1 protein-coding gene is annotated in these 285 nt (G+C 40.0%); it reads left to right on the forward strand.

The features are described from left to right. Positions 1-285 (forward strand): DnaB-like helicase C-terminal domain-containing protein (locus tag K9V48_RS30285; RefSeq protein ID WP_224142366.1); only part of this gene is annotated, 285 nt, incomplete at both ends.

Consider the following 285-nt stretch of genomic DNA (forward strand, 5'->3'; position numbering starts at 1 on the left):
AAACAAAAAACCGATTCTTTTTATCGATTACTTAACACTCATCCGTTCTGGTGAACTTTACGGAGGAAATTCCCATTTACAAGTTACGGAAATATCCAAATCTCTCAAAACGATGGCGAAGGATTTTAATTGCCCAGTTATTTGTTTGGCGCAGCTAAATCGATCAGTGGAATCAAGAGCCAATAAACGGCCGATGATGTCAGATATTCGAGAATCGGGCAGTGTTGAACAGGACGCCGATGTCATTTTGTTCTTGTATCGTGAAGCATATTATGACAAGGACTC

It is taken from the genome of Metabacillus rhizolycopersici, assembly GCF_020075705.1.